The organism is Streptomyces sp. NPDC047000, from assembly GCF_040644295.1.
In the GTDB taxonomy this organism is placed as follows: domain Bacteria; phylum Actinomycetota; class Actinomycetes; order Streptomycetales; family Streptomycetaceae; genus Streptomyces.
This window is the reverse complement of the sequence record NZ_JBEYWE010000009.1, coordinates 259,386-275,670: the sequence shown is the minus strand read 5'-3', so window position 1 is coordinate 275,670 and position 16,285 is coordinate 259,386. Positions and strand designations below refer to the sequence as shown.

Genomic DNA, 16,285 nt, shown 5'->3' with positions numbered 1-16,285 from the left:
GGTTCGGCGGGAGGCCGCGCGGAACAGGACTCGCCCTCACGGCGAGCACCTCGCCGCGCGGCCGACCCAACGGCCTGGCTCGCCGGCTGCCGCCGCCTGCACCGCCGCTACGAACGCAAGGCCGAACACTTCCTCGCCTTCGCCGGCATCGCCTGTACCCTCATCTGCTACCGCAGACTCACCAAATGAGATGATTTCTTAGTAGTTGTCTGTTGTACGGTTCACCCATGCCAGTGCCAGAAGCAGCCTCCGTCCCGGCGGCGGACGCCCCCTCCGCCGCGGTCGTCCCGGCCGCCCGGGCCGCGATCGGTGACAGCGAGTTCGACCGCGACACGCGGCTCACCCCGCGCGAGCCCGGCGTCTACGGCATCGACCTCTCCGCGGGCTGGACGATCGTCAACGCCGTCAACGGCGGCTACCTCCTCGCCGTGCTCGGCCGGGCCCTCGCGGACGCCCTGCCGCACCCCGACCCCTTCACCGTCTCCGCGCACTACCTCACCGCCTCCCGGCCGGGTCCGGCGGTCGTGCGCACCGAGACCGTACGCACCGGCCGCACCCTCTCCACCGGCCAGGCCTCGCTCCTCCAGTACGACGAGCACGGCGAGGAGGTCGAACGCATCCGCGTCCTCGCCTCCTACGGCGACCTCGACGGCCTCCCCGACGACATCCGCACCACGGCGCTCCCGCCGCGGATACCGCCGCTGGAACAGTGCCTCGGCCCGCAGCCCTTGCCCGGTGCCCGTCCGCAGGACGGTGCACGACCGCAGGCCGATGCACGACCGCCGTCCGACGTGCGGCCGCCGTCCGGGGGTTCCGGTCCGATGCCCGGCAGTTCGGCCCTCACCGCCCGGCTGAGGATCCGGCTGGACCCCGCCACGGTGGGCTGGGCCCTCGGCGCGCCGTCCGGCAAGGGCGAGATGCGGGCCTGGTTCGACCTCGCCGACGGCCGTGACCACGACCCGCTCTCCCTGCTGCTGGCGGTGGACGCCCTGCCGCCCACGGCGTTCGAACTCGGCCTGACCGGCTGGGTGCCGACGGTCGAGCTGACCGTGCACGTCCGCTCCCGCCCGGCGCCCGGCCCGCTGCGCGTCTCGGTCACCACCCGCAACCTGGCGGGCGGCTTCCTGGAGGAGGACGCCGAGGTCTGGGACAGCGCCGACCGGCTGGTCGCCCAGTCCCGGCAGCTCGCACGGGTGCGGCTGGGCTGAGGGTCCGCGGCTTTGCGCGCCGTCTTGGGGCGCGCTTTGCCCGACTCACAGGCTGGGGACAGGGCAGGCCCAAGTCCGGCCTATCCGCCGCTGATGGGGTGTGACTTCTTCAGGAAATCCTCATCTGCCTTGGAGTTGTCCCTCATGAAGCGTGTACGCCTCGCCCCCGCCGTGGCTCTGCTGGCCCTGTCGCCGCTGCTGCTCACGGCCTGCGGTTCGAGCGACTCGGCGTCCTCGTCCTCCGGCGGCGGCAGCTCCGCTCAGCAGTCGTGCTCGCCGCCGTCGGGAATGCCCAGCGGGATGCCGACGGGGAAGGCGTCGGGGCGGGCCGGCGGCGCGCCGTCCGGGATGCCGTCGGGGGCTCCTTCGGGCAAGGCGTCCGGGATGCCGTCGGGCATGCCGAGCGGCGGTCCCGGCGGCCAGGGCGGTCCCGGCGGGGGACAGGGCAACGGCTGCGGCGGCCCCGGGGGCGGCGGACAGGGCGCGCAGGGCTGAACCCCGCACGCGGTGAACTCCGCACGCGGGCGGGGCGGTGGGATGCGCCGGCATCCTGCCGCCCCGCCTCGCGTCCTCAGTCCAGCCAGTGCTCCCGGCCGATGGTGACCAGTCGCAGCCGGCGGGTGGCCAGGCGCACCACTCGCAAGCGTTCGCCGGCCGTGGCCCCGGACTCCTGGGTCTCCAGGAGGAGGGAGGCCGTCATCAGCATCTGGTCCACATACAACTGGGCGAGCATCAGCAGGTCGTCGTCGCTCCAGCCCGCCGCCTCGGGATCCCCGGCGAGTTCGTCCCGCACCTCGGCGGCGAACCGCTCCAGCTGCTCCCGGATGGCCTCGCGCACCGGACGTACCCCGCCGTGCCGTTCCCGGGCGATGAAGCGGACGTGCTGGGGATGGGTGTCCACGTGCCGGGCCGTCAACTCGATCGCGCGGGCGATGCGTTCGTCGCTGCCGTCCGCCGAGGAGACCGCCGTGCGCATCAGCGGGTGCAGACTGCCGAGCGCCTCGTCGACCAGGGCGACACCGAGATCCTCGGTGGAGCGGAAGTGCCGGTAGAAGGCGGTCGGGGCGACCCCGACCGCCCGGGTGACCTCCCGCAGCCCCAGACTGCTCAGGCTCTGCCCCTCCAGCAGTCCGAGTGCGGCGTCCAGCAGCGCCTGACGGGTCTTCTGCTTCTGTGCCTGCCGGATGCCGGGAGTGTGACTCATGCCATCCAGTCAACAACTGTTCTCCCGGTGGGGAAAGCCGGATGCGCGCTAGACTCATAAGTCAGTGAACAAGTGTTACTTCAACCGTTCACCGGGAACGTGAGTACTGAGCACTTCGGAACCTCACGGAGGGGGAGACCGATCCCATGCTGTTCCTCGTCGCCGCGCTGATGCTGTTCGGTGTCGTCCTGGGCACCGTCGCGCATGTGCCGCTGACCGTGAGTGCCGCCGGGGCCGCCGTGATCGCCGTCTGGCTCGGCGTCTTCGCGCTCCGCGAGCACCGTGCCCGCCGTCGCCGCACCCCGGTCGGCTGACCGGCCGCCCGCGCCGCCGCGCCGTCCAGCCGGCCAACCGTCCATCGATCCGGTCGTCCATCGATCCGGTCGTACCGATCCCGGGAGCTGATCTCGATGCACCTGACCGCACCTGCCGCGGGCCGCACCGACACCCGTAGCCGTGGCCGTACGGGACTCCGCGACGCCGACGGCATGGCCGTCGCGTCCTTCGTCCTGGGCCTCCTCGGCCTGCTCGTCCTGAACCTGTTCCTCGGCCCGGTCGCCATCGCCCTGGCGTCCGTCGCCCTGTGGCGCGGCACGGAGCGGCGCGGCCGGGCGTACCTGGGCCTCGGCCTGGGCGTGGCCGATCTGGCGGTCCTGCTGCTCACCATGCAGATGTCCGGCACGGTGTCCTGGAACCTCTGACGGCCCCGCGGGGCGCACTTCGGCCGGGCCTGGTCTCAGGACCGGCGACCCGGGCGCCGTAGAATCGGCCCCACCATGGCTTACCTCGACCACGCCGCGACCACGCCGATGCTCCCGGAGGCGGCAGAGGCCCTGACCGCCGCGCTGAGCGTCACCGGCAACGCCTCCTCCCTCCACGCATCCGGCCGCAGGGCCCGCCGTACGGTGGAGGAGTCCCGCGAGACGCTCGCCGAGGCCCTCGGCGCCCGCCCCAGCGAGGTCGTCTACACCTCCGGCGGCACCGAGGCCGACAACCTCGCCGTCAAGGGCCTGTACTGGTCACGCCGGGACGCCGACCCGCGCCGCACCCGGGTGCTGGCCAGTCCCGTCGAGCACCACGCGGTCCTGGACGCCGTCCACTGGCTCGGCGAGCACGAGGGCGCCACCGTCGAACACCTCCCCGTGGACGGCTACGGGCGCGTCCGCCCGGAGACCCTGCGCGAGGCCATCGCCCGCAATCCGGCCGATGTGGCCCTGGTGACGGTGATGTGGGCCAACAACGAGATCGGCACGCTGCTGCCGGTGCGTGAACTGGCCGACGTGGCAGCCGAGTTCGACATCCCGATGCACGCCGACGCGGTGCAGGCGGTGGGGCAGGTGCCGGTCGACTTCGGCGGGTCGGGGCTTGCCGCGATGACGGTGTCCGGCCACAAGATAGGGGGGCCCTACGGCATCGGGGCGCTGCTCCTCGGCCGGTCCTGGACCCCGGTGCCGGTGCTGCACGGGGGCGGGCAGGAACGGCACGTCCGCTCCGGCACCCTCGACGTCCCGGCGATCGCGTCCTTCGCGGTGGCCGCCCGGCACGCCACCGGGCACCACGAGGCGTTCGCCCGCGAGATCGGCGCCCTGCGCGACGACCTGATCGAGGCCGTCCGTACGGCGGTGCCGGACGCGATCCTGGGCGGCGACCCGGTGAACCGCCTTCCGGCGAACGCCCACTTCAGCTTCCCCGGCTGCGAGGGGGACTCCCTGCTCCTGCTCCTGGACGCGGCCGGCATCGAGTGCTCCACCGGCTCGGCCTGCACCGCCGGCGTCGCCCAGCCCAGCCATGTCCTGCTGGCCACCGGCAGCTCCCCGGAACTGGCCCGCGGCACCCTGCGCTTCTCCCTCGGCCACACCTCCACGCCGGCGGACGTGGAGGCGGTGGCGAAGGCGATCGGCCCGGCGGTGGAACGGGCGAGGGCCGCCGGGCTGACCTGAGCCTGCCCGGCTGCGTCAGCTGTCGGTGACCATGAGGGACGCCATCATGCCCTCGTCCTCGTGCTGCAGCAGATGGCAGTGGAGCATGTACATGTAGGTGTCGTCGGCGAAGTCGGTGAACTCCATCGCGATCTTGATCGTGCCGCCGCCGACCACCTCGAAGGTGTCGTACCAGCCGAGTTCGACGCCGGTCGGGTCCGCGCCGTTGATCGACACGAGCTGGAACGGCACGTCGTGCAGATGGAAGGAATGCTCCAGCTGCGTGCTGTTCTTGACCGTCCAGATCTCCTTGGCGCCGAGGGTCGTGCTGATCATGGCCATGGACGCCATGCTGGTCCCGGCCGAGCCGTTGATCAGCATGGTGGTGCCGCTCTGCCCGAGGGTGATGGTGCGGGCGGTGAAGGCGGAGGTGTCGTACCGGTCGATCGTCTGAAGGGCGCTCGGCAGGTCGTCCGGTGTGTCGCTGCCGCTCGCGGTGACGGTGAGGAAGTCGTAGGTGCCGCTGCCGCCGCGCACCCAGCCGGTGGTGATGACGGCCTGGAGGGTGACGTCGTCGGAGAGGTCCATGACGATCTCGGCGCGGGCGCCGGCCACCAGCCGTACGGACGTCACCTCGGCGGGTGCGGCGAGATAGCCCTGGTCGGTGGCGATCTGCGTCATCGTGCCGCCGTCGCTGCGCTGGACGGTGATGATGTCGGAGGGGGAGGCGTTGAGCAGCCGGAAACGGGTGCGGGTCCTGGTCGCCTCGAAGGTGAGGGTGGTGCCGTCGACGTTGGTGCCGTTGCAGAGCACGGGGAAGCTCAGGCCACTGCTGAGGTAGCCGGTGAGGTTGTACTTGATGTCGCCGGCGCTGTCGGTGGCCAGGCACTGGAGGATGAGCGGGATGTCGTCGACGCCGTACTCGTGGGGCAGGGCGTCGGAGGTATCGGTGGAGTCCTCCACGATGATCATCCCGGCCAGGCCGTGGGTCGCCTGCTCGGCGGTGGTGCCGAGGGCGTGGGGGTGGTACCAGAGGGTCTTGGCCTCGTCCTTCACCTCGAAGGCGGGGGACCAGGTGGCCCCGTCGGAGAACGCGAGCTGAGGGCCGCCGTCCATCTTGGCGGGGACATGGGCGCCGTGGAAGTGGACGGTGGTGTCCTCGCCGAGGCTGTTGGTGATGTCCAGTTTCACGGTGTCGCCGGTGGTCCACTTCAGGGTGGGGCCGAGGAACGCCTGGTTGTAGCCGGCGGTGCTGCTGGTGACGCCGCTGAGCACCGAGGCGGTGCCGGTCCTCGCCTCGAGGGTGAAGGTGGTGGTGCCGCCGGAGGCGGTGCCTTCGAGGAGGTCGGGGACGGGGAGGGTGCCGGTCGCCGCGGAGGCCTTGCGCGCGCCGTCGGTGAGTAACGCGAACGCCCCTCCGGCGGCGCCGACCGCGGCCAGTCCGGCACCGGCCATCCCGCCGAGGAACCTGCGCCGGTGCAGCCCCTTGTGCCGCTTTCCGCCGGTGCCGCTCGTGCCGCTGTCGGAGTGCTCGGGCTCTGTGAGGTGAGTCATAGCCCGGGATGTTCGACGTAAGGACTGTGTGAGGACTGGGGCCCACCTGGCAGCTCGCCGGGTGGGCTGTGCGCAGGCCATGAACGGAGACCTGGCCCAAGTCCCTTGTATATGGCAGGAGTTGACGACTCGCAGGTCAAGGACATGACACAGTGCAGGCCGGCCTCGCACAATGATGCGACGTGACGTGCGTCACGCACGGCTTACGCCGTTCGGACGAGCCGCATATACCGGTCCCAGTCCCAATGGGACCCCGGGTCGGTGTGATCGGTCCCCGGCACCTCCACATGCCCGACGACGTGCTCCCGGTCGACGGGTATGCCGTACCGCCGGCATATCGCGGCGGTGAGCCGCGCCGAGGCGGCGTACATCTCGTCGGTGAAGGACGAGGCGTGCTCGACGAACCCCTCGTGCTCGATCCCGACGCTGCGCAGGTTGTACCCCCAGTTCCCGGCGTGGTACGCCACGTCCGGCTCCCGGACCATCTGCGTGACGTGCCCGTCCTTACGGACGATGTAATGGGCGGCGGCCTCGTGCCCGGGGTCCTGGAACACCTTGACGGCGCTGCCGTAGGACCCCTGGGTCACATGGACGACGACGCGGTCGATGACGTAGTCGGCGGGCCGGTCGGCCCGCATGAAGTTGGCGGAGGCGGCGGCGATCCAGTGCGCCCCGTCGTAGTCCACGGCACCGGCCACCCGGTCCTTCTCCGTCCACGGCAGCCGCCAGTACCACCGCGTCAGCCCGTCCCGGGCGAGCACCCCCGCCCCCACGACCCCCGCGGCGGCGCCCACCAGCACCGCCCGCCGCCCCACCCGCTGCCGCCTGCCCGCCCGCTCGGCCCGCTCCGCCACACCGCCCGCTTCCGCCCCCATGTGATCCACAACGGATACTCACGGGCCCCGGTTCCCGCGCCCCCGTACCCTGGAGGGGCTATGACTGAGACCCCGCAGCCCGCCCTTCCCTCCGGCGCCCGTCCGCTCCGCGTCCTCGCCGCCATGTCCGGCGGCGTGGACTCCGCCGTCGCCGCCGCGCGCGCGGCGGAAGCCGGCCATGACGTGACCGGCGTCCACCTGGCCCTCTCCGCGAACCCGCAGTCGTTCCGCACGGGTGCGCGGGGCTGCTGCACGATCGAGGACTCCCGCGACGCCCGCCGCGCCGCCGACGTGATCGGCATCCCGTTCTACGTCTGGGACCTCGCCGAGCGCTTCCGGGAGGACGTGGTCGAGGACTTCGTCGCCGAGTACGAGGCCGGCCGCACCCCCAACCCGTGCCTGCGCTGCAACGAGAAGATCAAGTTCGCCGCGCTGCTGGACAAGGCGCTGGCACTGGGCTTCGACGCGGTGTGCACCGGGCACTACGCGAAGATCGTCACCGTCCCCGACGGCGCCCGCGAGCTGCACCGTGCCTCCGACATGGCGAAGGACCAGTCGTACGTCCTGGGCGTCCTGGACGAGCGGCAACTCGCCCATGCGCTGTTCCCGCTCGGCGACACGGTCACGACGAAGGACGAGATCCGCGCGGAGGCCGAGCGCCGGGGCCTCGCGGTGGCGAAGAAGCCCGACTCGCACGACATCTGCTTCATCGCCGACGGCGACACCCAGGGCTTCCTCGCACAGCACCTCGGCCGGGCCGAGGGCGACATCGTCGACGAGACCGGCGCCAAGGTCGGCACGCACGAGGGCGCGTACGGCTTCACGATCGGCCAGCGCAAGGGCCTGCGCATCGGCACCCCGGCCGCCGACGGCAAGCCGCGCTACGTCCTGGACATCTCCCCGGTGTCCAACACCGTGACGGTGGGCCCGGCGTCGGCCCTGGACGTCACGGCCCTCACCGCGATCAAGCCCCGCTGGTGCGGCACGGCCCCGACGGCACCCGCCGCCTACACCGCCCAACTCCGGGCGCACGGCGGGGAGACCGAGGTGACGGCGGAGCCGGTGGGTGACTTGCTGGAGGTCCGCTTCGCGGCCCCGGTGCGCGGAGTGGCCCCCGGCCAGGCGATCGTCCTGTACGACGGCACACGGGTGGTGGGCTCGGCGACGATCGCGTCGACGGTGCGGGCGGGGGAAACGGCGCCGGTGGCTTGAGGCGGGGTCGGACCGTCAGGTGGCCAGACCGTCAGATGGCCAGATGGTCAGGTGGACTTGGGGCGGAAGCGGCTGAGGGTGACCTTGGCGCCCCAGTCGCCGGTGTCCACATCGATCACCTGTACGACGACGATGTCGCCGGTCGCCCGTGAGCGCAGGCAGAACCAGTTGCCGACAGGCACCTCGGGGAAGTGGACCTTGTCCGGTGCGGTGGCCGGACGGTGCTGCCCGATCCGCCGCGCGCACGTCACCGGGCCCGGCCGTGTGACGCCGGCGATGAACACGTCGGTACCGGGGGCGAGTTCGAAGGCGCCCCGTTTGTCGTTACCGGCGTTGCTGCTCAGGTACCAGGTCTTCTCGTCCGTGGTGCGCCTGCCGGTGGCCAGGTCGATGTCGTCGTTGTAACTGCGCAACTCCGCCGGCTTGTCACGGTAGGCGGCGGTGTAACCGGCCTCGGACGCGGAGGAGGACGAGGGGGCGGTGGAGCCGGATGCCGAACTGCCGCCGGTGTGGCGGTAGTAGTCGAGGGAGACCCTGATCGCCCAGTTCCCGGTGTCCAGGTCCAGCACATGCACCACGGCGATACCGCCGTCCAGCCTCCAGCGCAGGCAGAAGGTGGTCCCGGCCGGGGCGAGAGCGAAGGACACCTTCGCCAGCGGCTTCTCGGTGATCGCGGTGAGGCACTCCGTCGGGGTGGGCGAGGGCTGAGGGGACAGCGCGGCATCCGTGGCGTCCTGGAGGTCGAACGCTCCCTTTCCGTCGCCACCGGAATCCGACGAAAGCAGCCAGGCCCCCTGCGCGGCCGCCTTGCCGGCGGTCAGGTCGATGGAGGAGTCGGCGTTCGCGGTCGCCGCCGGCCGGCCGCGGTACACGAGGGAGTAGCCGTCCTGGGGCTTCTCCTGCGCCCGCGGTGAACCGGACGAGCCGCCGGAATCGCCCGCTCGAAGGGCGTAGACCCCGCCCCCCACGGCAGCCAGCGCCGCCACCGCCACCGCGGCGATCCCCACGCGCTTGCCGCGCGGCCGGCCGGTCCTGCCGCTCCCGGGCGCCGGCGGATGCGGTGGCGGGACGGTCCCAGGGGCGGACGCCTCTCCGGTCGGCGGGTCGCTGACGGAGTAACCGGGTTTCCTTACAGCGGAGTTGGGTGGGCGTCGGGCGGTGGCCGGGGCCTGCATCTCCGACAGCGCCACTCCGGTCACCGCCGAACGGGCCGCCGTCCACTTCTTGCGGCACTCCACCACCCGGGCCTCGTCATCGGTCATGGCCCGGACCATCGCGATCGCCTGGTCGACCGACGGCAGGCGCTTCGCGTCCAGCGCGTCCTTGATGGTGCTCCGCGCCACCCGCTCATGGTGTCTCTCGGTCAGCTTCTCCAGCACCCGTAACGAGCGGTCCCCGCCCACGAGTCTCATCTGCCTGAGCCACGCGGCGAATTCGTCCACCGCGTGCTGACTGCCGTCCGGCATGGCGCCGCCCCTCAAGGTGTCCGGAAGTGTCCGGAGTCTGTTGCCGCAGGTCCGGAACCGTCCGAGATCGACCTGAAGCGTCCGGCTGGCTAGGACCCCTGTGCCCTGCGCGGCGCACTGGAGACACCCCCCATTTTCCGCCCGGCCCCGGGCCGTTGTCCCGGGCCGCGTCGAAGGGATGTCTCATGAGCAAGCGTTCGCGCAGAGCCCGATTCCCCGATTGGCCGTGCTCCGCCGGTGATGTCGTCCGCTGCCTCACGAACAACGGCTTCACGTGGGTTCGCACCCGCGGCAGTCACTTCCAGTTGACCAACGGCACGGGTTGCAGTGTCACCGTCCCCAACCAGCCGGTACTGGCCAAGGGGACGTACTGGGCGATCCGGCGGCGCACCCGCCTGTGACCCCTTTCCGGACGAAGCGGGTGCGCAGGGAGCCGTCGATACTGATCGACGGTCTCCCTGCGCACCCTGTTTGTTCGCGGCAGCGGAGTTCATGAGCACAGCGCACGCGAGACCGGCGGTCGCTCCGAGGGAAGACCGGTCGCCGGCAGGCATGGTTCCACCGGGTGGTGCACAGACTTCGCCCGGTTTCCGAGGGTGCGCCTGGATCAACGCCTACGGCGAACCCGGTTCGTCATCAGAGGCGGTGCCGGCCGAAGTCCGCTCGCGCAAGCGGGCGTTCCACGACCAGGTCGCCGCGTGGGTCCACGCCGCCGGGGTGCCGGTGGCCGAACCGGTCTTCCTCCTCGCGGAGGGAGCCGTCGTGACGGCCGTGACAAACGGCGACACGGCCTCGCTCGCCATGCCCGAGCGGAGGTTGCGGCGCTGCTCGGGGGGCCTTGAGCTTCTGCCGTGGCGTCACGACGGCCTGTCGACCCGCAGCCGTCAGAACTGCACCAGGCGTGCGCCGCCGTCGATGTTCAGGACGGCCCCGGTCATCGACGTATTGGTGGAAGCCAGTACGACCGCTTCCGCTATCTCGTCGGCGGAGGAGACGTGCCCCACCGGCAGGCCCTTGGCGGCGCTGGAGAACCACTCGGCGCGGGCCTGCTCGGGCATTCCGCTCCACCAGGGGGTGTCGATCAGGCCGGGAGAGACGGCGTTGACGCGTCGCGGCGCGAGTTCGACGGCCAGTGGCCGGACCAAGGCCTCGACGGCCGCGTTGAGGGCGCCGATGCCCGCGGTGCCGGGCATCGCGGCGTGAGCGCTGACCGCGCCGACGAGGGTGATCGAGGCCCGCTCGGCCAGGTGCGGCAGCGCGGCCTGCAGCACGGTCAGAGTCGGCCAGAACTTCGCCTCGAACGCCCTGCGCAGCGCCGTGAGGTCGAGGTCGGCGAGAGCGCCGGCGCCCTCGGAGCCGGCGAGTGTGATGACGAGGGCGTCGAGCGGGGCGAGTCCGGCGACGAGTCCGGCCACGGCTGCCGCGTCGTTGCCGTCCACCTGGTGCGCCACCAGTTCAGGAGCGGTGTCGGTGATCGTGGCGACCTTGGCGGCGTCGCGGCTCGCGACGTGCACGGTTTCGCCAGCGGCGGCCAGTTGCCGGGCGGCGGCGAGGCCGACGCCCGAGGTGCCGCCGATGATGAGAGTGGTGCGTGAGGTCACGGTGCTGCTCCCATGAAAACGAGACGGTCCGATTCGAAAACTACCGTAGGGCAGTCAGGGGACATTTACAAACCGGTCCGTCTCGTATTGAAAATCAGGTATCATGCGACCCATGAGTGAGGGAACGGCCGACAGTGCCGGTGCGGGGCGGCGCAGGCAGGGTCGGCCGCGCAGCGAGGGCAGCCGGGACGCCATCCTGCGGGCGGCCACCGAACTCGTGGTCGAGCTGGGGTACGCGGCGGTGTCGATCGAGAAGATCGCCCAGCGTGCCGGGGTGGGCAAGCAGACGATCTACCGCTGGTGGCCGTCCAAGGGGGACGTTCTCATGGACGCCCTCGCCCGTAAGGCGGAGCTGTACATCCCGTTGCCCGACGAGGGGGGTTGGGCGGCGGGCCTGCGGCGGATGCTCGACGACAGCTGCGCCCTGGCCCGGGCGCCGCAGGTCGGTGAACTGCTGCGCGCCCTCATGGTCGAGGCCCAGCTCGACCCGGCCTTCGGGGAGCGCTTCCGCGCCGAGTTCCTGGAACGGCGCCGTGCCGCGCTCGCCGTGCTGGTGGAACGCGCGGCCGAGCGGGGAGACCTGCCTGCCGCCCTGACCGCGGGCTTCGCGGCCGACGTCCTGTTCGGTGTGTTCTGGTACCGGCTGATGGCCGTCCCGCAGCCTTTCGACGACCGTCTCGTCGAGGACCTCGTGACGCTGCTGGCCGGGAGCTGAATCAGGGAGCGGTGCCGTCCAGGTCCTCGGTCCGGACAGCTCCGGCGAACGCGCCCTCACCGCGATCAGGCCCCGCTGGTGTGGCACGGCCCCGACGGCTCCCGCCGCCTGCACGGCCCAGCTCCGGCAGACCCGGGCGCGGGGCCGCGGCTTCCGCATCAGGTGGCTTTCTCGGCCGCGGGTTCCTCGGCCGGGTGTTCCTCGGTCGGGTGTTCCTCGACCGTGTGGGAGTCGGTGAGGGTCAGTGCGCCGCCCGCCGCGATCAGTCCGACGGCGACCGCGAGCACGCCGTAGGTGATCCGTTCGCCGTGGAAGAACGACGCGACGAGGTCACCGCTCCAGGTGCCGGCCGGGAGCCGGGTGGTGACCAACGCGGCGATCAGGGTGCCCACCACAGCGGTGCCGACGCTGGAACCGACCTCCTGGGCCGTGTCGTTGAGGGCCGCGCCGATGGAGGTGCGGTTGGCCGGCATCGCGTCGACGAGTGCGACCGCGCAGATCGTCATCACGGTGCGCAGTCCTATGGTCATGAGCACCATGCAGCCGGCGATCGCGGCGTACCCGTGGTCGACGCCCCAGGAGAGGGCCGCCAGCGAGCCGGCCAGACAGGCCGCGCCGACCAGACAGGCGACACGGTGGCCGAAGCGGCGCGCGAGCCACTCCGACAGGGGGGTCGCGGCGATCATCGTCACGATGATCGGCAGGTTGGCCAGGCCGGCCCGCACCGGGCTCCACCCGTAGGCGTACTGGAAGTGCAGGATCAGCCCGAACATCACGCTGGCCATCGCGATGGACGTCCCGATCTGCGCGAGGGCGGCGCCGCGGACGGTGCCCCGGGAGAAGAGCCGCAGATCCAGCATGGGTGCCGGGCTACGGCGCTCGTGCCGTACGAACGCGATCGCGGCCACGACGGCGCCCGCGACCGACGCGAGGGTGATCGCGGAGAGCCAGCCGCGCTCGACACCGCTGGTCAGTGAGTAGCAGGCGAGTCCGATGGCGCTGACGCTCAAGGCGGCACCCGGCAGGTCGAGCGCGTCGTCGGTCAGGTCCTCCGCCCGGTCGGCCGGAACGCCGAGCCGGACGCCGACGCACGCGAGCAGCGCGATCGGGGCGTTGACGACCAGCAGCCACTCCCACCGCACATGCGCCAGCGCGGTGCCGCCGAGCAGCGGCCCGAGGACGAATCCCGACATGCCGACGACGATCATCACCGTCATGGCGCGCATCCGCAGGGCCTGTTCGTCGAACAGCCGGAAGACCAGCGAGTTCGTGATCGGGGCCATCGCCGCGGCGGCGATGCCGAGCAGGGCCCGCAGGGCGATGAGTTCGCCCGCCGTGCTGACGAGGACGACGCACAGGCTCAGCGAGCCGAACACGGCGAGTCCGACCAGCAGCACCCGGCGGCGGCCGAGCCGGTCGGCCAGCGACCCTGCGGTGAGCAGCAGGCCGCCGAAGGTCAGCGAGTACGCCCCGGTGACCCACTGGAGCGCGGTCGTCCCGCCGCCGAGGTCGCGGCCGATCGTGGGCAGCGCGATCGACAGCAGCGTGTTGTCGACCATCTCGACGAAGAAGGCCAGGCAGAGGGCGGCCAGGGGAACCCACGCGGCGCGCAGGGAGGGGTAGCCGCGTGGCGGCGCGTGAAGGGGCGTGGTGGTGGTCATGAAGGGCTCCGATCGAACGTGGTTCGGTTATCGAACGGCGTACGATGCGGTACGATAGAACAACGTTCGGTACGGTGCAAGACGCGAAGGGAAGCGAGCCATGGCACGCCTGAAGAGCCGCTCGGGCGAAGGACGTCGGCGGGCCTCGCACTCGATGGAGGCCGTGCTCACCGAGGCGGTGGCCCTGCTGGACGAGGCCGGGGCGCCCGCGCTGACGTTCCGGGCCCTCGCGCAGCGGCTCGGCGGCGGTGTCGCCAGCATCTACTGGTACGTCGAGAGCAAGGACGAACTGCTCGACCGTGCCACCGACCACGTCGTCGGCGCGGTGCTGGCCGACATCGAAAGACTTCCCGGCAGCGACGACCCCATCGACGACCTCCGTGCGATGGCGCTGACGCTGTTCGACGCGATCGTGGACCGGCCCTGGCTGAGTGCCTACTTCATGCGCAACACCAGCCTCCAGAGCAACGCCCTGCGCCTGTACGAGAGGCTCGGTCGGCAGACCCTCCGACTGGATCTGAGCGCGCGGCAACGGTTCCACGCCGTGTCCGCGATCGTGGGGGTCGTCGTCGGCTCCGCCATCGACCTGGGGCAGGAGCCGCCGCAGGAGGTCCTCGACGGCGCCACGAGCCGTGACGAGTTCCTCGGCCGCTTCGCCCAGGAATGGCGGGAGCTCGATCCCGCGGACTTCCCGTTCGTGCACGACATCGTCGACGAGTTCGAGGGCCACGACGACGTCGACCAGTTCCGCTCCGCGCTGGAACTGACGTTGGCCGGCCTCCGCCTACAGGCCGGAGCCTGAGGCCGGCCGGCCGGTGGCTGTCAGACGGCGGGGGCGGTGACCTCCGGATCCCCTGCCCGCACGGCACCGACGAACGCGACGAACGCGCCCCGGCCGACGGAGAATCCCCTGGCGGGGTGGACGCTGTGGCGTATGGCTATCCGTGTGTCGTCGCGGACGGCGATCTCGACGCAGGCGTTGCCGGAGGCCTCGGAGAACGACGACTTGAACCAGTTCAGCTCGGACACGGCTGGTTACCTCTCACAGGTCTCCGATGATGTCGAGGATGAGGTCCCTCGACTTCTCCGGATTCAACGTCACCTGTTCGACCAAGTCCAGCCGTGTACGGAAGTTGGCCAGGTGGGTGGGGGAGTCGAAGAAGACCGCACCGATGGGTGAATCCGCCTGCACGGTGTCCAGGTGCGGGTTGGGGGCCGATGCGTACATGACGGTGTCACCCGCCATGGGGAAGCCCTCGGTCGCGAAGGGGATCACCAGCAATCGGACGTTGTCGCGTTCGCTCTCTTCCAGGAGACGGTTCAACTGCGCCTTGGCGACTTGTTTTCCGCCGATACGCATACGCAAAGCGGCTTCGTAGACATAGCCCACATACGGGGTTCCCGGGCTGCTCGCGACCACCCTGTGCCGACCGATCCTCTGCGCCACCCGAAGCTCCACCTCAAGCCGCGGCAGCGCCGGGACGAACAGATCGAACAGGGCCCGTGCGTGATCCTCCGTCTGGAAGATTCCTGGGATGTGTGCGGTCTGGAGGGTTCGGAGACCTGTGGCGTGGTGCTCCAGCTCCGCTACGTCGAGGAAGTCCGGAGGGATCTTCCCGCGGAACTCGTCCCACCAGCCCTTCGGGCGTCCACCGGTCATCGAGGCCAAGGCGTCGACCAGATCAGGATCGTTGCATTCGTAGATGCTCGCCAAGCGGCGTAGCCGTTCATCGCTGATGCCGAACCGGCCCGACTCGATGTTCGAAATCATCGTGCGGTCCACGCCCAGTCGCGTCGCGGCCACGGGCGCGGCCATTCCGGCGGCTTCGCGCAGCCGCCGTAGCTCGGCTCCGAACCGGCGCTGACGAATGCTCGGGTGGTGCCGTGGTGCCATGAACAACTCCTCGCTCGCGCGCATAGTTTGCCGACCCTTGATGGCGGCGTCCACCTTAACTCGCAATAAAACTCGTTTTAGTGAATGAAGTAGCACGCGTTTTAGTCCACGCGCTAGCGTGTGATGCACGCCACTGTTCCCGTAAGGGAGCCGCCCGGTAACCGGGCTTAACGACGCGACCCGTGGCTGGTCGCACCGCGAAGACGCACAAGGAGGTGCCGTATGGCGGACGTGGAAACGGGACAGTCGCCGCTCATTCCGTTCGCCGAACCCTGGGAGTACGAGCTTCACTTCCCCCGTGACGTCCGGGGACCGGCCGTCGCCCGGACGACGCTGAAGGCCGTGCTCGGGGCCCATGGGCTGGGGGAGTTCACCGACCGGGCGGAGCTGCTCACCTCCGAGTTGACCACCAACGCCGTCCGTTACTCCCTGGGTCCGGCGACCGTGCGGCTCAACTGGGCGAACCCCGTGCTGAGGGTCAGCGTCACCGACACCTGTCCGCTCCTTCCCATGCCGATGACGTCGGGCGGGGCGGATGCCGAAGGTGGACGGGGGCTGCTGATCCTCGATCTGCTGGCCGACGACTGGGGCGGGTGCAGCCTCGGGGAGTCCGTCTTCGGGATCGGCGGCAAGAGCGTCTGGTTCGAGCTGCGGCTGGGCGGTGGTGACCCCTCGGGCGCCGTCGGCGGTGAGGGCGGCGGCGCCGGGCCGGGGACGGCACGGCGGCCCGTTCTCGCCGCTTGAGAAACTCGACTCCAGCCTTCATCCCGTCCTCGCGGCGGAGCTCATCCGTCTCTTCCAGGACGAGGAAGTCAACCTGGCAACCGCCCAGGTGATCTTCACGACCCACGGCGCCACCCTGCTGGGCCCGTCGGTCGCGGAACGCCCGCAAGGCCCGTAAGGACGACAACCTCGAACGCCGTTACCTCCACGGCCACTACGGCGGTGTCCCGGAACTCGCCACCGGTGACATCGC

General features: G+C 71.0%; 19 protein-coding genes and 2 pseudogenes. 13 read left to right on the top strand and 8 right to left on the bottom strand.

The genetic code is table 11. The features are described 5' to 3' along the window. From ABZ862_RS17685 to ABZ862_RS17675, 3 genes and pseudogenes are all read left to right on the top strand, one after another. Positions 1 to 189, top strand: a pseudogene (locus ABZ862_RS17685) (hypothetical protein); the annotation flags it as partial. 38 nt (positions 190 to 227) lie between these two features. Then, the gene (locus ABZ862_RS17680; protein ID WP_360958788.1) at positions 228 to 1,208 is read left to right on the top strand and encodes a thioesterase family protein; all 981 of its coding nucleotides are present in this window, start codon (positions 228 to 230) and stop codon (positions 1,206 to 1,208) included. Between the two features lie 144 nt (positions 1,209 to 1,352). Beyond that, positions 1,353 to 1,703, top strand: a complete 351-nt coding sequence (locus tag ABZ862_RS17675) for a hypothetical protein (protein ID WP_360958785.1) — start codon at positions 1,353 to 1,355, stop codon at positions 1,701 to 1,703. A gap of 76 nt (positions 1,704 to 1,779) precedes the next feature. On the opposite strand, the gene ABZ862_RS17670 is transcribed toward ABZ862_RS17675, so the two are convergent. After that, positions 1,780 to 2,412, bottom strand: a complete 633-nt coding sequence (locus tag ABZ862_RS17670; RefSeq protein WP_360958783.1) for a TetR family transcriptional regulator — start codon at positions 2,410 to 2,412, stop codon at positions 1,780 to 1,782. A 146-nt stretch (positions 2,413 to 2,558) separates the two neighbouring features. On the opposite strand from ABZ862_RS17670, the gene ABZ862_RS17665 reads away from it, so the two are divergent. From ABZ862_RS17665 to ABZ862_RS17655, 3 genes are all read left to right on the top strand, one after another. Further along, positions 2,559 to 2,726, top strand: a complete 168-nt coding sequence (locus ABZ862_RS17665; protein ID WP_360958780.1) for a hypothetical protein — start codon at positions 2,559 to 2,561, stop codon at positions 2,724 to 2,726. Positions 2,727 to 2,822: 96 nt separating this feature from the next. Next, positions 2,823 to 3,113, top strand: a complete 291-nt coding sequence (locus ABZ862_RS17660; RefSeq protein ID WP_360958778.1) for a DUF4190 domain-containing protein — start codon at positions 2,823 to 2,825, stop codon at positions 3,111 to 3,113. A 75-nt stretch (positions 3,114 to 3,188) separates the two neighbouring features. Next, complete coding sequence (locus ABZ862_RS17655) at positions 3,189 to 4,352, top strand: cysteine desulfurase family protein (protein WP_360958775.1); 1,164 nt, start codon at positions 3,189 to 3,191, stop codon at positions 4,350 to 4,352. Between the two features lie 15 nt (positions 4,353 to 4,367). Here ABZ862_RS17655 and ABZ862_RS17650 read toward each other — a convergent pair whose 3' ends face one another. Together ABZ862_RS17650 and ABZ862_RS17645 are read right to left on the bottom strand one after the other, a co-directional pair. Then, a complete protein-coding gene (locus tag ABZ862_RS17650) occupies positions 4,368 to 5,885 on the bottom strand; it encodes a multicopper oxidase domain-containing protein (protein ID WP_360958773.1) in 1,518 nt (505 codons plus the stop codon). A 203-nt stretch (positions 5,886 to 6,088) separates the two neighbouring features. Further along, positions 6,089 to 6,760 carry an N-acetylmuramoyl-L-alanine amidase gene (locus tag ABZ862_RS17645; RefSeq protein WP_360958770.1) on the bottom strand — a complete coding sequence of 224 codons (672 nt, stop codon included), beginning with the start codon at positions 6,758 to 6,760 and terminating at the stop codon, positions 6,089 to 6,091. A 60-nt stretch (positions 6,761 to 6,820) separates the two neighbouring features. Here ABZ862_RS17645 and mnmA point away from each other — a divergent pair, with 60 nt between their 5' ends. Beyond that, positions 6,821 to 7,972, top strand: coding sequence for a tRNA 2-thiouridine(34) synthase MnmA (gene mnmA, locus ABZ862_RS17640; RefSeq protein WP_360958767.1), 1,152 nt, complete (start codon positions 6,821 to 6,823; stop codon positions 7,970 to 7,972). 47 nt (positions 7,973 to 8,019) lie between these two features. On the opposite strand, the gene ABZ862_RS17635 is transcribed toward mnmA, so the two are convergent. After that, positions 8,020 to 9,438, bottom strand: coding sequence for a hypothetical protein (locus tag ABZ862_RS17635; RefSeq protein WP_360958764.1), 1,419 nt, complete (start codon positions 9,436 to 9,438; stop codon positions 8,020 to 8,022). Between the two features lie 185 nt (positions 9,439 to 9,623). Between ABZ862_RS17635 and ABZ862_RS17630 the strand changes: the two genes are divergently transcribed. Both ABZ862_RS17630 and ABZ862_RS17625 read left to right on the top strand, forming a co-directional pair. Next, positions 9,624 to 9,839 (top strand): type II toxin-antitoxin system HicA family toxin, encoded by a 216-nt coding sequence (locus ABZ862_RS17630; RefSeq protein ID WP_360958762.1) that lies wholly within the window; start codon positions 9,624 to 9,626, stop codon positions 9,837 to 9,839. 181 nt (positions 9,840 to 10,020) lie between these two features. Beyond that, positions 10,021 to 10,280: pseudogene (locus ABZ862_RS17625) on the top strand (TetR/AcrR family transcriptional regulator); the annotation flags it as partial. Between the two features lie 42 nt (positions 10,281 to 10,322). Here the strand turns inward: ABZ862_RS17625 and ABZ862_RS17620 are convergent. Continuing rightward, positions 10,323 to 11,039 carry an SDR family oxidoreductase gene (locus ABZ862_RS17620; protein ID WP_360958760.1) on the bottom strand — a complete coding sequence of 239 codons (717 nt, stop codon included), beginning with the start codon at positions 11,037 to 11,039 and terminating at the stop codon, positions 10,323 to 10,325. Between the two features lie 112 nt (positions 11,040 to 11,151). On the opposite strand from ABZ862_RS17620, the gene ABZ862_RS17615 reads away from it, so the two are divergent. Then, the gene (locus ABZ862_RS17615) at positions 11,152 to 11,754 is read left to right on the top strand and encodes a TetR/AcrR family transcriptional regulator (protein ID WP_360958757.1); all 603 of its coding nucleotides are present in this window, start codon (positions 11,152 to 11,154) and stop codon (positions 11,752 to 11,754) included. 158 nt (positions 11,755 to 11,912) lie between these two features. Here ABZ862_RS17615 and ABZ862_RS17610 read toward each other — a convergent pair whose 3' ends face one another. Beyond that, positions 11,913 to 13,415 (bottom strand): MFS transporter, encoded by a 1,503-nt coding sequence (locus ABZ862_RS17610; RefSeq protein ID WP_360958754.1) that lies wholly within the window; start codon positions 13,413 to 13,415, stop codon positions 11,913 to 11,915. A gap of 154 nt (positions 13,416 to 13,569) precedes the next feature. Between ABZ862_RS17610 and ABZ862_RS17605 the strand changes: the two genes are divergently transcribed. Further along, complete coding sequence (locus tag ABZ862_RS17605; RefSeq protein ID WP_360958832.1) at positions 13,570 to 14,217, top strand: TetR/AcrR family transcriptional regulator C-terminal domain-containing protein; 648 nt, start codon at positions 13,570 to 13,572, stop codon at positions 14,215 to 14,217. A 20-nt stretch (positions 14,218 to 14,237) separates the two neighbouring features. Here ABZ862_RS17605 and ABZ862_RS17600 read toward each other — a convergent pair whose 3' ends face one another. Beyond that, positions 14,238 to 14,444 (bottom strand): DUF397 domain-containing protein, encoded by a 207-nt coding sequence (locus ABZ862_RS17600; protein WP_360958751.1) that lies wholly within the window; start codon positions 14,442 to 14,444, stop codon positions 14,238 to 14,240. Positions 14,445 to 14,457: 13 nt separating this feature from the next. After that, a complete protein-coding gene (locus ABZ862_RS17595; protein WP_360958829.1) occupies positions 14,458 to 15,309 on the bottom strand; it encodes a helix-turn-helix transcriptional regulator in 852 nt (283 codons plus the stop codon). 222 nt (positions 15,310 to 15,531) lie between these two features. Between ABZ862_RS17595 and ABZ862_RS17590 the strand changes: the two genes are divergently transcribed. Together ABZ862_RS17590 and ABZ862_RS17585 are read left to right on the top strand one after the other, a co-directional pair. Then, on the top strand, positions 15,532 to 16,053 hold the full coding sequence (locus ABZ862_RS17590; protein ID WP_360958748.1) for an ATP-binding protein: 522 nt from the start codon (positions 15,532 to 15,534) through the stop codon (positions 16,051 to 16,053). Next, the gene (locus ABZ862_RS17585) at positions 15,971 to 16,210 is read left to right on the top strand and encodes an AAA family ATPase (RefSeq protein ID WP_360958745.1); all 240 of its coding nucleotides are present in this window, start codon (positions 15,971 to 15,973) and stop codon (positions 16,208 to 16,210) included. Before ABZ862_RS17590 ends, ABZ862_RS17585 begins: the two co-directional genes overlap by 83 nt. Positions 16,211 to 16,285 lie beyond the last annotated feature (75 nt).

Coding starts and splice junctions, on each gene's coding strand:
- ABZ862_RS17630 (WP_360958762.1), top strand. CDS start 9,624: ATGAGCAAGCGTTCGCGCAGAGCCCGATTCCCCGATTGGCCGTGCTCC.
- ABZ862_RS17660 (WP_360958778.1), top strand. CDS start 2,823: ATGCACCTGACCGCACCTGCCGCGGGCCGCACCGACACCCGTAGCCGT.
- ABZ862_RS17680 (WP_360958788.1), top strand. CDS start 228: ATGCCAGTGCCAGAAGCAGCCTCCGTCCCGGCGGCGGACGCCCCCTCC.
- ABZ862_RS17650 (WP_360958773.1), bottom strand. CDS start 5,885: ATGACTCACCTCACAGAGCCCGAGCACTCCGACAGCGGCACGAGCGGC.
- ABZ862_RS17605 (WP_360958832.1), top strand. CDS start 13,570: ATGGAGGCCGTGCTCACCGAGGCGGTGGCCCTGCTGGACGAGGCCGGG.
- ABZ862_RS17590 (WP_360958748.1), top strand. CDS start 15,532: ATGGCGGACGTGGAAACGGGACAGTCGCCGCTCATTCCGTTCGCCGAA.
- ABZ862_RS17655 (WP_360958775.1), top strand. CDS start 3,189: ATGGCTTACCTCGACCACGCCGCGACCACGCCGATGCTCCCGGAGGCG.
- ABZ862_RS17610 (WP_360958754.1), bottom strand. CDS start 13,415: ATGACCACCACCACGCCCCTTCACGCGCCGCCACGCGGCTACCCCTCC.
- ABZ862_RS17595 (WP_360958829.1), bottom strand. CDS start 15,309: ATGGCACCACGGCACCACCCGAGCATTCGTCAGCGCCGGTTCGGAGCC.
- ABZ862_RS17670 (WP_360958783.1), bottom strand. CDS start 2,412: ATGAGTCACACTCCCGGCATCCGGCAGGCACAGAAGCAGAAGACCCGT.
- ABZ862_RS17675 (WP_360958785.1), top strand. CDS start 1,353: ATGAAGCGTGTACGCCTCGCCCCCGCCGTGGCTCTGCTGGCCCTGTCG.
- ABZ862_RS17645 (WP_360958770.1), bottom strand. CDS start 6,760: ATGGGGGCGGAAGCGGGCGGTGTGGCGGAGCGGGCCGAGCGGGCGGGC.
- ABZ862_RS17635 (WP_360958764.1), bottom strand. CDS start 9,438: ATGCCGGACGGCAGTCAGCACGCGGTGGACGAATTCGCCGCGTGGCTC.
- ABZ862_RS17615 (WP_360958757.1), top strand. CDS start 11,152: ATGAGTGAGGGAACGGCCGACAGTGCCGGTGCGGGGCGGCGCAGGCAG.
- ABZ862_RS17665 (WP_360958780.1), top strand. CDS start 2,559: ATGCTGTTCCTCGTCGCCGCGCTGATGCTGTTCGGTGTCGTCCTGGGC.
- mnmA (WP_360958767.1), top strand. CDS start 6,821: ATGACTGAGACCCCGCAGCCCGCCCTTCCCTCCGGCGCCCGTCCGCTC.